This is a genomic window from Pseudoxanthomonas fibrivorans, from assembly GCF_041464125.1.
GTDB lineage: Bacteria > Pseudomonadota > Gammaproteobacteria > Xanthomonadales > Xanthomonadaceae > Pseudoxanthomonas.
In genome coordinates, this window is record NZ_JBGNUG010000001.1 from 2404752 (window position 1) to 2417077 (window position 12326).

Annotated in this window: 12 protein-coding genes; 3 read left to right on the forward strand and 9 right to left on the reverse strand. The window is 74.8% G+C overall.

What is annotated here, in order from left to right; all coding sequences use genetic code 11:
* Window positions 1-2 precede the first annotated feature (2 nt).
* The 7 genes from ACA089_RS11140 to ACA089_RS11170 are packed head-to-tail and all read right to left on the reverse strand — an operon-like array spanning window position 3 to window position 5737.
* Window positions 3-455 carry a phosphotransferase gene (locus ACA089_RS11140; protein ID WP_372016778.1) on the reverse strand — a complete coding sequence of 151 codons (453 nt, stop codon included), beginning with the start codon at window positions 453-455 and terminating at the stop codon, window positions 3-5.
* Entirely contained in the window at window positions 452-2803 is a 2352-nt protein-coding gene (locus tag ACA089_RS11145; protein WP_372016779.1) for an MMPL family transporter, read from the reverse strand. The genes ACA089_RS11140 and ACA089_RS11145 overlap by 4 nt, the downstream gene beginning before the upstream one ends.
* A complete protein-coding gene (locus ACA089_RS11150) occupies window positions 2800-3459 on the reverse strand; it encodes a LolA-related protein (RefSeq protein WP_372016781.1) in 660 nt (219 codons plus the stop codon). The genes ACA089_RS11145 and ACA089_RS11150 overlap by 4 nt, the downstream gene beginning before the upstream one ends.
* Complete coding sequence (locus tag ACA089_RS11155) at window positions 3386-4384, reverse strand: LpxL/LpxP family acyltransferase (protein WP_372016782.1); 999 nt, start codon at window positions 4382-4384, stop codon at window positions 3386-3388. Before ACA089_RS11155 ends, ACA089_RS11150 begins: the two co-directional genes overlap by 74 nt.
* Window positions 4377-4658, reverse strand: a complete 282-nt coding sequence (locus ACA089_RS11160; protein ID WP_372016784.1) for a hypothetical protein — start codon at window positions 4656-4658, stop codon at window positions 4377-4379. Before ACA089_RS11160 ends, ACA089_RS11155 begins: the two co-directional genes overlap by 8 nt.
* A 49-nt stretch (window positions 4659-4707) precedes the next feature.
* Window positions 4708-5463 carry a COG4648 family protein gene (locus ACA089_RS11165; protein WP_372016786.1) on the reverse strand — a complete coding sequence of 252 codons (756 nt, stop codon included), beginning with the start codon at window positions 5461-5463 and terminating at the stop codon, window positions 4708-4710.
* 4 nt (window positions 5464-5467) lie between these two features.
* Window positions 5468-5737, reverse strand: a complete 270-nt coding sequence (locus ACA089_RS11170; RefSeq protein WP_372016787.1) for a phosphopantetheine-binding protein — start codon at window positions 5735-5737, stop codon at window positions 5468-5470.
* Between the two features lie 199 nt (window positions 5738-5936).
* On the opposite strand from ACA089_RS11170, the gene ACA089_RS11175 reads away from it, so the two are divergent.
* The 3 genes from ACA089_RS11175 to ACA089_RS11185 all read left to right on the forward strand — a co-directional run bounded on the left by ACA089_RS11175 (window position 5937) and on the right by ACA089_RS11185 (window position 9748).
* Complete coding sequence (locus ACA089_RS11175; protein WP_372016789.1) at window positions 5937-7280, forward strand: NAD(P)/FAD-dependent oxidoreductase; 1344 nt, start codon at window positions 5937-5939, stop codon at window positions 7278-7280.
* Window positions 7277-8308 carry a chorismate transformation enzyme, FkbO/Hyg5 family gene (locus ACA089_RS11180; RefSeq protein WP_372016791.1) on the forward strand — a complete coding sequence of 344 codons (1032 nt, stop codon included), beginning with the start codon at window positions 7277-7279 and terminating at the stop codon, window positions 8306-8308. The genes ACA089_RS11175 and ACA089_RS11180 overlap by 4 nt, the downstream gene beginning before the upstream one ends.
* Window positions 8309-8449: 141 nt before the next feature.
* The gene (locus tag ACA089_RS11185; protein ID WP_372016793.1) at window positions 8450-9748 is read left to right on the forward strand and encodes a serine hydrolase domain-containing protein; all 1299 of its coding nucleotides are present in this window, start codon (window positions 8450-8452) and stop codon (window positions 9746-9748) included.
* Window positions 9749-9752: 4 nt separating this feature from the next.
* On the opposite strand, the gene ACA089_RS11190 is transcribed toward ACA089_RS11185, so the two are convergent.
* Window positions 9753-10775, reverse strand: a complete 1023-nt coding sequence (locus tag ACA089_RS11190; RefSeq protein ID WP_372016795.1) for a patatin-like phospholipase family protein — start codon at window positions 10773-10775, stop codon at window positions 9753-9755.
* Between the two features lie 97 nt (window positions 10776-10872).
* Window positions 10873-12258, reverse strand: coding sequence for an AMP-binding protein (locus tag ACA089_RS11195; protein ID WP_372016797.1), 1386 nt, complete (start codon window positions 12256-12258; stop codon window positions 10873-10875).
* Between the last annotated feature and the right edge of the window lie 68 nt (window positions 12259-12326).

Sequence of the window (12326 nt, forward strand, 5' to 3'; positions counted from 1 at the left end):
AGTCAGCCGGGCAGCTCGGCGCCGAGCACCGCGGCCGCGCGGCCGCGGGCCAGCAGGCGGCCGCCGTGGTGGATGCGGAACGCGTACTGCTGGCTGGCGGCGGACGCGGCGACCAGTTCGGCCTCGCCTTCCAGCGCGCCATCGAGGTCGTCGATGCGCGCGACCGCCAGCTCGACGTCGCGCAAGGCCACCAGCACGCCCGCCGGGGCACGCCCCCCCTGCCCGGCCGCGAGCAGGCCGCCGTGCACCGCCATCGCCTGCGCGCCGTATTCGCAGAGCGCGAGCGCATGCAGGCGCCCGCGTGCGCGCAGCGGGTGCGCGGGATCGCCCTGGTTGCCGGCGCGCAGGCGGATGCGCTGGTCGTCCCAGGCGACGACCTGGTCCCACAGGCACATCGCGCCCTGGTGCGGCACCAGGGCGAGGATGCCGGCGCGATCGAGCACCGGGGCGCTCATCGCGCGTGCTCCACGGCCGGGGCACGCGCGACCAGCAGGGCCAGCGCGAAGTTGAACAGCACGCCGAGCGCCACGGTGCCGCCGATCGCGCGCAGCACCGGGATCGAGGACAGCGCGAGCAGGCTGAACACCAGCAGCGTGGTCAGGCTGCACACGATCACCGCGTGCAGGGTGCGCAGCTGTTCGTCGCGGTCGTCGCCGGCGTGGTCGAAGAACAGCGCGTAGTCCAGGCCCAGGCCGGCGGCCAGGATCAGCGACACCAGGTGGAACAGGTTCAGTTCGACCCCCAGCCCCCGCAGCACGGCCAGGATCAGCAGGGTCGACAGCGCCATCGGCGCCAGCACGCGCAGCACCCGGCGCGGCGCGCGCAGGGCGATCCAGACCGTCCCGGCCAGCAGCAGCGCGGCCACGCCCAGCGCGGCCAGCAGGCGCACCCGCCACTGCGCGACCAGCGATTCGGAGGCCTGCTTCAGGTCGAGCAGCCGCGCACCGGTGGGCGCAACGGCGGCGGCCAGCGCTTCCGGATCGTGCAGTCCGCCCAGCGACACCAGCGCGGTCGCGTGTCCATCGCCCTGCAGCAGCAGGCCCGACACCGCCAGTTCCAGCGGCGTGCCGGCGAGATCGCCGGGCTGCAGCGGCGCGGCGGTGCGCGCGCTGGCCACGTCCGCGACGAACGGCGCGAACGCGTCGGCGCGGAACGGCAGGTCCTCGAGCGCCGCGTCCAGAGCGGCCTGCAGCTCCGGCGCGTCGGGCAGCGCGGCCTGGCGCGCGCGCTGGGTGGCGGCGCTGGGCAGGTAGCGCGCCGCGAGGTCGTACCCGTCGAGCACGCCGCGGGCGCGCGCCTGTTCGAGCACCGGGGCCAGCCGCTCCGAGGCCTCCAGCGCGCCCTGCGCGTCGCCGGCCTGCAGGGCCAGCATGTAGCGCACGTCGGGCGCGCCGAGTTCGGCGCGCAACTGCGCGTCGCGCTGCAGGTCGGCCGGTGGCACCGGGGTCAGGCGCGAAAGGTCGTTCTGCCAGAACGCCCCGGGGGCGAACGCCACGACCGCCGCCGCCAGCACCGCCACCGCGCCCAGCGCCACGCGCGGGCGCGGCAGCCGCGCCACGCCGCGCCACAACCGCGCCAGCCGCGGCGAGCGCGCCGGGTCGCGGCGCGCCGGCGTCACCAGCCGCGGCAGCAGCCAGCGCGTGGAGGCCGCGGCCACGCCGAGCCCGGCGATGGTGAACACCGCCAGCTGCTTGAGCCCCTCCACCCCGGAGAACAGGAACGTCGCATAGGCGATACAGGTCGAGGCGACCCCGGTCACCAGGGTCGGCCACAGCGCGCGCACGCTGGCGCGCGGCGACTCGCCCGGGCGCAGGTGGCTGAAGAAGTGGATCGGATAGTCCTGGGCCACGCCAATCAGGGTGAAGCCGAAGGCGATCGTGATCCCGTGCACGCCGTCGAACAGCAGCGCGACCGCGCCCAGTCCGGCCAGCCCGCCGCTGGCCAGCGGCAACGCGCCCAGCAGCGGCATGCTCCAGCGCCGGTACGCCAGCCCGAGCAGCAGCAGCAGGCCGATCGTGTCGGCGGTGCCGATCCAGCGCATCTCCGCTTCGGTACGGTCGCGGATCGCGACGGCGAAGGCGCCGGGGCCGGAGATTTCCAGGCGCGCGGCGACGCTGTCCGGCGCCTGCTCCGTAGTGGCCGCGAACGCGGAGCGGATCGCCGCGACCGCCGCCTGCTGGCCGGCACTGTCGAATCCGGGCGCATGGGTCTGCACCAGCAGCAGCGCCTGCGCGCCGGCGCGGTCGAACCACGCGCCGTGCAGGCGCTGCGGCGCCTCGGCCGGCTGCCAGCGCTCGACCAGACGCAGCGTCTCCAGGGTGGGATCGGACGGCAGCAGCGGCTCGACCAGGTCGGCCGCCGGCGATCCGAGGTCCTGCACGCGCTGTTCGAGCTCTCCGCGCAGGAACTCCGCATCCAGCGGCTGCGAGTCGAGCGTCGGCGACAGCAGGTAGCGGTACGGGCGCAGGTGCGCGGGGACCGCGTCGATCCCGCCGCTGTCGCCGTTGGACGCCAGGGCGATCTCCGGCCGCACCGCCAGCGCCGCGCGCAACGCCTGCGAGCGCGAAGCCAGTGCCTGCGGTTCGGCCCCCGACAGGGCCAGCAGCAGCACCCGCGAGCCGGGCCCTTCACCGAGTTCGTCGACCAGCAGCACCTGCGCCGGCGTGCGCGGGGTGGGCAGGAACCGGCGCAGGTCCTCCTCCACGCGCAGGCCGCGCCCCAGCAGCCAGCCGGCCACGGCCAGCACCGCCAGCCAGGCCAGCAGCAGGGCGATGCGCGCGCCTGCGCGCAGCGCGTCGTTCATCGGGCCGGGCCGCCGTCGCCGTGGCACAGCGCCGCCAGCGCCGCTGGATCGTCGATGCCCGCGGCCGCGGCCGCGGCGCCGGCCATCAGCGTGCGCTGCGGCGCGCCCTTGGCCGGGTGGCTCTCGACGCAGCGCAGCTCGACGCCACGTCCGTGCAGGTCGATGCGCTGCAGGCCGGCGGCCAGCCGCGGGTCGCGCGGGACCAGCTGCAGCCGCCACTGTTCGCGCGCGCCGCTGGCCTCGACCCGGTAGGTCCTGCGCAGCAGCTCGCGGTCGCCGGCCAGCAGCGCGCCGAAACCGGCCTGGATCGCGGCCAGCTCCGGCACCTGCTGCAGCGCGATCCGGCGTGGCGCGCGACCGGCGCGCTCGACCACCGCCTCGCCCGCCTTCAGGGTGGTGGTCTCGGCATAGGGCGCCACCACCTGCCGCACCAGGCGGCCATCGACCTCGCGCCGGTACTCGCCCTGCAGCCGCAGCGGCTGTTTCAGCATCGGCGAATCGCGCAGTTCGACGAACACCGTGCGGCTCGGCGCCGGGCGCGCCACCGCCTGCAGCACCCAGTCCGCGTCGAAGGCGGCGGGTTCAGGCGCCGCGGCGCAGGGCAGCGCGGCCGCGCACAGCAGGATGGCCAGGCGCGGGATCCGGGGAAACTTCATCGACGCTGTCGCTCCAGAAATCGTAGAAATTGAACCAGTTGAACGGTGCGCGGCGGGCGTGGTGCTCGAGCCGCACTGCATAGTCCGCCACCCGCTCCTGCAGCCAGCGCACGCGCGCGCCGCGCGGCGGCGGCGGCGCGGCCGCCGGATCCAGGAACGGCTCGAAATGCAGGTCGTAGCGGTTGCCGCCGGCGTACAGGCCGAAGCACAGCAGCACCGGCGCGTGCAGCGCGGCCGCCAGCCGCCACGGGGTCAGCGGGAAGCGCGCCGGCTGGCCGAGGAACGGCACCGAGGCGGTGTCCTCGTGCAGCTGGGCGCGGTCGACCAGCAGGGCGACCAGCGCACCTGATTCGAGCGCATGCTGGATCTCCAGGGCGATCGCCGCACCCGGCTGGCTGCCGTCGATCACGCCCTGCGCCAGCGTGGGGTCCAGCGCGTCGAACAGTTCGGTGAGGACCGGGTTCTGGGTGCGGTCGAGCACGATCCGCACCTGCAGGCCCGGCCGTTGCCGCGACAGCACGCGCAGCGCGTCGAAGCTGCCCAGGTGCGAGCCGAACAGCAGCGCGCCCTGGCCGCGTTCGACCAGCGCCGCAAGCGGCGCGAGCCCGTGCACGCGGATGTCGAAACGCCAGGTTTCCCCGCCCAGCAGGAACAGCCGGTCGAGGATGGTCGAGGCGAAGCGGTGGATGTGGCGCGCGGCGGACCACGGCCCGGCGGGCCGCCCGCGCACCCGCTCCAGCCACGCCTGCGAGGCGCGGCGCTCCGGCCCGCGCATGCACAGGAAATAGAGCGTGATCGGGTACAGGCACAGCCGCGCCAGCCAGCGTCCTCCATGGCGGGCGATGGCGACGATCAGCGCGATCGATCCGCGCGTGCCGCCTTCGGGCCGGTGCTTCCAGGCGGCCGGCGCCGGCTGCTCAGCCATCGGCCACCACCTCGCCGCGGGCCAACACGCCGGCGTCGCCATGCACCTCGAAGCGCCAGCGCGGCGCGGCGCCTTCGAACACCACGCGCGCCGGCTGCTCCGGCAGCAGCGGTCGCAGGAACTTCACCTGCGGCACCCGCAGCGCGCGGGCGGGGCCGTGGACGGCTTCGATCGCCTCCAGCACCCGCTCCAGCAGGACCACGCCGGGCACCAGCGGGCGGCCCGGGAAGTGCCCGGCCAGGCAGGGATGGTCGCGTGGGATCGAAAACCGCATCGGGCAAGGATATCGGGACGGCCGCCGCGATGGCGTCACCGGCGCCTGGTCAGCCCAGCAGGTCGCGCCAGAACGCCGGACCCAGCGCGGCCATGCGGCGCGCGAAATCCACGCCGTTGCGGTAGGGCCGCTGCGGGAAATGGCGTTTGCGGTACTGGAACTCGGCCAGCATGAAGCCGCCGACCAGGCCGTAGTTGAGCAGGTTGGCGAACCAGGACCAGGCCGCGTGCGACACCGCCACCGGCGGCGCGACGCCGAAGGCGTGCAGCACCCCGCCCGGCACCGCGCACAGCGCCAGGGCCGCGTTGGCCAGCGCCAGGAACAGCAGCAGCCCGGCCCAGGCCGCGGTCAGCCGGCGGGCGTAGGCCAGCAGCGCCGGCGGGGTCGACCAGCCGGCCTGCGCGTACAGCGCCGCCACGATCCGGGTCACCAGCGGCACGCGGCCGCCGAGCAGGCTGCGCGCGAACCACCAGGCCAGCCATGCCGTGAACAGCACCGGCGGCAGCAGCAGCAGCAGGTCCAGCCAGGTCGAGCCGACCCACCACGACAGCGGCGCCAGCAGCAGCACCAGCAGCCCCAGCGCCCACCAGCGCCGGCGCAGCAGCGGCCCGGCCAGCATCAGCAGCACCAGGTCGGCCAGGGCCAGCGCGGACCAGGCACCGCCGCGGGTGCCGGCCATGTGCGCCAGGAAGGGATAAGCCACGCCCAGGGCCAGCTGGACCGGCAGGGTCGCCGCGTCGGCCAGGCCGTGCCGCGGCGGGGCGGGCCCGGCCGGGGCGGGTCCGGCCGGGCCGGATCCGGCCATCGGCTCAGCCCGCGCGGTGCGACTGCACGTGCGCCGACAGCGCGCGCAGCGAGGCGAAGATGCGGCGGTTGTCCTCGCCTTCCGAACGCAGCTGCACGCCGTAGCGCTTGCCCACCGCCAGCGACAGCTCGAGCGCGTCGATCGAGTCCAGGCCCAGGCCCTCGTTGAACAGCGGCGCGTCCGGGTCGATCGCGTGCGGATCCACGCCCTCCAGGTTCAGGCTCTCCACCAGGAGTTCGGCCAGTTCGCGTTCGGCGTCGGTCTGCTGCGACATCATTCGGTTCCGGGACTGCGCAAGGCCGGCCACGATCCGGCATCGGCCGGCCCGGCGCAAGTCCGCGGCGCCGTGAACCCGGCCGCGGCGGCCCGGGCTATCATTCCTGACCCGTCCGCCCTTCCCGGCCAGCTCCCGCATGACACGCACCGATCCGCCGAATCCCGCGCACGCGCCCGACGCGCAGCAGGAGGCGGACATGGCGGGCGGAACGGCCGGGGCCCCCGTCCCGGTGGACGTACTGGTGATCGGCGGCGGACCCGCCGGCACCACCGCCGCGACCTTCCTGGCCCGCCGCGGCTGGCAGGTCACCCTGCTGGAAAAGGACGTCCATCCGCGCTTCCACATCGGCGAGTCGCTGCTGCCGATGAACCTGCCGATCCTCGAGCGGCTCGGCGTGCTCGAGCAGGTCAAGGCGATCGGCGTGCACAAGCCCGGCGCCGACTTCCCGATGCGCGGCGACCGCGACAGCATCAACGTGTTCCGCTTCGACCGGGCGCTGGACCCCAAGTTCGGCTACGCCTACCAGGTGAAGCGCGCCGAGTTCGACCAGCTGCTGTTCGACAACGCGCTGGCCAACGGCGTGGACGCGCGCCAGCAGGTCAAGGTCGAGCGCGTGGAGTTCGGGACGGATGGCCGGCCCGGCCTGGTGCATGCACGCGACGCCGGCGGCCAGGCGCTGGCCTTCCGGCCGCGCTACCTGGTCGACGCCAGCGGCCGCGACACCTTCCTCGGCAGCAAGCTCAAGCTCAAGCGGAAGAACCCGGCGCACCAGTCGGCGGCGATCTTCAGCCACTTCCGCGGCGTGACCCGCCGCCCGGGCGAGGAGGCGGGCAACATCACCGTCGAGCGCTTCGCCCACGGCTGGATGTGGCTGATCCCGCTGACCGGGGACGTGATGAGCGTCGGCGCGGTGTGCTTCCCCGAGTACCTCAAGACCCGCGCCGGCGACAACGAGTCGTTCCTGATGCAGACCCTGCGCGACACCCCGTCGGTGTGGGCGCGCATGGGCAACGCCGAGCGGATCGCGCCGGTGCACGCCACCGGCAACTACTCCTACACCTGCACGCGCATGCACGGCCCGGGCTGGGTGATGGCCGGCGACGCGTTCGCCTTCATCGACCCGGTGTTCTCCTCCGGCGTGTACCTGGGCATGAACGGCGGCGAGCAGGCCGCCAAGACCGTCGACGCGATCCTGCGCGACCCCTCGCGCGAGGCCGCCGAGCAGCGGGCGATGGACCGGCGCCTGCGCCGCGGGCTGCGCTACTTCTCCTGGTTCATCTACCGCTTCACCACGCCGGTGATGGAGGCGCTGTTCGCCGGGCCGCGCAACGTGCTGCAGCTCGAGCAGGCGGTGATCTCGATGCTGGCCGGCGACGTGTTCGACAACAAGGCCGTGCGCTGGCGGCTGCGGGTGTTCCGGCTGGTGTACGCGATGACCGCGCTGCAGCTGGCGCCGCAGGCGCTGCGTGGCTGGCTGCGGCGCAGGCGCCAGGTCGGCGAGCGCTTCAGCGGCGACACGCTGCAGGGCGGCAACCCGTGAGCCGGCCGCAGCCGTTCCCGGCGCGCACCGGACCGGCGGCCGCGCCGGGCCTGGCGTTCGCCTACGCCCCGGCCGAGACCCTGGCCCGCCAGCTGGCCGACGACCGCGTGCTCGCGGCCTTCGGCTTCGGCGACGCGGCGCCGGCCAGCGACGACCCGCGCTGGCTGCGCGTGCCGCTGGCGCCGCTGGGCGACGGCCCGCCACTGATCGAGGTGTGGCGCGGCGAGGGACGGGTCGAGCGCGGCCGCGACGGCGACGTGGCGTGGGCCAGCGATGGCCAGCTGCTGTTCGCGGCGCTCGAGGTGGACGAAGCCGCGTCCGGGATCGAGGCCGCCGCCGAACGCGCCTACGCGCGCATGGCCGCCTTCATGGCCGGCTGCGACACGCCGCACCTGCTGCGCATCTGGAACTACATGGATGCGATCACCCTCGGCGAGGGCGACGAGGAACGCTACCGGCGCTTCTGCGTCGGCCGCGTGGCCGGCATGGGCGGCCTGGAGGCCACCCGCCTGCCGGCGGCCACCGCGATCGGCAGCACCGACGGCCGCCGCCGGCTGCAGGTGTACTGGCTGGCTTCGCGCGAGCCGGGCACGCCGGTGGAGAACCCGCGCCAGGTCAGCGCCTACCGCTACCCGCGCCAGTACGGGCCGCAGGCACCGAGCTTCGCCCGGGCGATGCTGCCGCCGGCCGCCGGCGCGATGCCGCTGCTGCTGTCGGGCACCGCCGCGATCGTCGGCCACGCGTCGCAGCACTCCGATTCGGTGCATGCGCAGCTGGACGAGACGCTGGCCAACATCGACAGCGTGATCGCGACCGCCCGCCGCCATGCGCCGCAGCTGCCGGCCTCGCCGGGCGCCGGCAGCCTGCTCAAGGTCTACGTGCGCGACCGCGGCGATGCGCCGGCCGTCGCCGCGCACCTGTCCGAACGCCTCGATCCCGCGGTGCCGCGCCTGCTGCTGCACGCGCAGGTCTGCCGCCGCGAACTGCGGGTGGAGATCGACGGCGTGCACGGCCCCGCTGCCGGCTGATTCCGCGACCACCGGATGCGCGCCCAAGCGGCGCATCGTGTCGCCGGCAACGGTTGCGCCGCCGCTCCCGCGCCCTGCCATACTGCCGCGCCGCCGGCAGCCCGCGCCGCGCCGTCCGCCATCCGGATACGAGGGGTTCCGATGCAGTGCCTGCGCCTCGCCTTGCTGCTGTCCGTCGCCGTTGCCGGCGTGCCCGCACCGGCACGCGCGGCCGCCTCTCCCGACCCGACCGACCGTGCGGCCGGCGTCGCCCGGATCGACCGCGCGCGCATCGACCAGGCGCTGCGCGGCTTCGTCGAGTCCGGCCAGGTGGTCGGGGTGTCCGCGCTGGTCTACCAGGACGGACGCGAAGCCTACGCCGGCGCGTTCGGCCTGGCCGACCGCGAAGCCGGCCGGCCGATGGCGCGCGACACGCTGGCACGGATCTACTCGATGACCAAGCCGGTCACCGGCGTGGCCCTCATGCAGCTGTACGAGCGGGGGAAATTCCAGCTCGACGATCCGGTCTCCCGCTACCTGCCCGAGTTCGCCGGCGTGCGTGTGTACGCCGGCACGGACGCGCACGGCCAGCCGCTGCTGAAGGCGCCGGCGCGCCCGATCAGCATCCGTGACCTGATGCGCCACACCGCCGGCCTCGTCGACGGCGATGCCGCGGCCGGGCCGGTCGGCGCGCTCTACCGCCAGGCCGATCCCGAGGATTACGACAACACCCTGGCCGAGCAGTCGCGGCGCATCGCCAGCGTGCCGCTGCTCTACCAGCCCGGCACGCGCTGGGTGTATTCGCCGGCGGTGGAGATCCAGGCGCGGCTGGTCGAAGTGCTGTCCGGGAAATCCTTCGAGGACTACCTGGCCCAGCACGTGCTCGGCCCGCTGAAGATGCGCGACACGCGCTACCGGGTGGCCGACGGCGAGCGCGACCGCGTGGCCGCGCTGTACCGGCGCAGCGACGACGGGGTGATGACCCGCGACGACCACGAGGCCTGGAAGCTCAACGGCCGCGCCGCGGCGATGACCCCGGGCAGCTGGGGCCTGGTGTCCAGCCTGGACGACTACATGCGCTTCGCGCGGATGCTGCTCGAGGGCGGGGAACTGGAGGGCGTGCGCATCCTGCAGCCGGCCACCATCCGGCTGATGGCCAGCGACGCGCTGCCCGCGGACACCACCGACCGCTCGTGGCTGCCGGGCAAGGGCCAGGTCGGCTTCGGCATCGACTTCGCGGTGCGCACCGCGCCGCCGTCGCGCCGCGACGAGGCCTCCGGCGAAGTCGGCGAGTTCTTCTGGGACGGCGCGGCCAACACCCTGTTCTGGGTCGACCCGACCAACCGGATCGCGGCGGTGCTGTTCGCGCAGTGGCTGCCGTTCGGCAAGGTGCCGCTGCACAAGGCCTTCCGCGACGCGGTCTACCACGACGACACCAGCGCGGCCGCGCCGCGCGACTGAGCGGTCAGTTCGACGCGGCGCAGCCGGGGTCCTTGCGCCGCAGCGGGTTCCAGCGCGACCCCTCGTCCTTGCAGGCCGGCTTCGGCGCCGGCGCCAGCGCGGCCTCGCGCCTGGCGGCCGCCGCGCGCGCCTCGGCCAGCCGCTGCGCCTGCAGTTTCTGCACCGCCGCGCGGATCTGCGGCAGCACGGCCAGCGCGGCTTTCTCGCCCTCCAGGATCGCCTGGTTGCGGCGGGTGAAGTCGGCCGAGCCGTACTCGAGCACGTCCGGGCGGATGACCACGTCGGCCCGCGCCAGCTCCTGCTCGCCCAGGCGCTGGCCCATGATCGCGATCGACTGGTTGACAATGCCGAGCATGCCGTCCGGGCGCCGGCCGCTGGCCTTGCTGGAAATGTCCACGGCGATGACGAAGTCGGCGCCGAGCTGGCGCGCCGCATCCACCGGCACCGGGCTGACCACGCCGCCGTCCACGTACTGGTAGCTGCCGATGGTCACCGGCTCGAACACGCCCGGCACGCTGCTCGACGCGCGCACCGCCTGGCCGGTGTTGCCGCGCACGAACACGGTCCGCTCGCCGGTTTCCAGCCGGGTGGCGACCGCGGCGAACGGCTTGCGCATGCGTTCGATCGGCTTGTTGTCCACGCTCTGGTTGACGTAGTCCTGCAGCTTCAGGCCCTGCACCAGCCCGCCGGAGAACAGACGCACGTCGCGGATGCTGGCCTCGTCCAGCGCCACCGCGCGCTCCTGCAGCTTGAACGGGTCCATGCCGCTGGCGTAGAGCGCGCCGACCACGCTGCCGGCGCTGGTGCCGGCGACCACGTCGGGCCTGAAACCGTTGGCTTCCAGCATCTTGATCACGCCGATGTGGGCGAAGCCCTTGGCCGCGCCGCCGCCCAGGGCCAGGCCGATGCGTACCGGCGGGACGACCGGATCCACCCGCGCCGGCGGCGGGACCACCGGCGCCGGCGGCGGCGCCTCGGAGCGGGTTCCGCCGCAGGCGGCGAGCAGGCCGGCGACGGCCAGGCCCACCAGGGCCGGAACGGCGCGACGCGGAAACGGGGCGGGACGGGGTCGGGTATCCAAGGTGCGCTGCGGGCGGGACGCCGCTGCGTGCGGCGGCGTGATTCTAGGCGGGCCCGCCGCCGGCTTCCGGCATGGCGCATGAATGCGGCGGTCCGTCGCTGTCCAGCAGGGCGAGCAGCAGGTCCCGGCGCAGCTTGCCGGTTTCGTTGCGTGGCAGTTGCGCCAGCAGGCGGACCCGCCTCGGCAGGAACACCGGGTCCACGCAGCCGCGCAGCGCGGTGACTACCGCCTCCGGCGAGAGGCCGGGCGCGACCGCCAGCGCGGCGATCCGGCCGACGCCGCCGGCGCGCTCGGGTTCCAGCTGCACGACCACCGCGTCCTCCACCCCGGGCACCGCCAGCAGTCGCCGGGTCAGGTCGCCGAGCGAGGCGCGCTTGCCGGCGATCTCCAGCAGGTCGGCCTGGCGCCCGCACAGGCGGAAGCGCCCGTCGGCATCGAGTTCGACCAGGTCGGCGAGCGCGACCGGCGCCGGCAGGTGCGGGGCGTGGACCAGGGTGCCGTCCGGCTGGGGGGCCAGGCGCACGCCGGGCAACAGCGTCCACGATGCCTCGCGCGCGGTGCGGCGGCGCGCGAACACGCAGGTCTCGGTGGAACCGAACACTTCGCGCACCTCGGTGCCGAAACGGTCCTCGGCCTCGGCCGCCAGCGCCTGCGGCAGCGGCGCGGTGGCCGAAACGATGCCGGCCAGCGGCGGCAGCGCGACGCCCGACTGCAGCAGCGCGCGCAGGTGGACCGGGGTGGTCACCAGCACGCGCGCGCCGGACGCCTGTTCCAGCGCGCGCGCCACGTCGGCCGGCAGCAGCGGCCGGCCGGCATGCACCGCGGCACCGCCGAGCAGCGGCAGCAGCACCGACAGCTCCATGCCATACATGTGCTGCGGCGGCACCGTCGCCACGACCTGCGGCTGCGAGGCACCCCACAGGTCGCGCAGGGCGGCCAGGTTCTGCGCCGTGCTAGTGGCGAACGACGCCCAGGTCTTGGCGTGGGCCTGCGGCCGGCCGGTGCTTCCGGAGGTGTAGCCGATCGCGGCCAGGTCGGCTGCGGCCACGCCTGCCTCGGCGAGCTCCGATGCGACGGGGTGGAACCGCGCGAGGTCGCCGGACAGTTCGAGCCGGTAGGCGCCGCCGGAACCATGGGCCTGGAGGATCTCGGCGACCGTCCCCGGCGCGCCGGAGGGCGGCAGCAGCGCGACTTGCCCGCGCAGGGCGGCCGCGCAGAATCCGAGCAGGAAGCGGTGGCGGTCCTCGGCCAGGTGGACCACGTGCCGGGCCTGCGGCAGGGCCGCCGCCAGGCGGCGCGCCTGCCCGAGGAACTCGCCCAGGGTCACCGCCCCGTCGTCGCCACCGAACACCAGCAGGCGGTCGGGATCGCCGACAGCCAGCGGCATCCGCCCCGGTGCCGCGGGATGGGTGTGTACGACGGCCGACATCCGGTGCTGTCCGCTCCTGCGGCAAGCCCCGTGCCTGCCCTGCAATGCGGGCAGCATGGCGGCCGCGG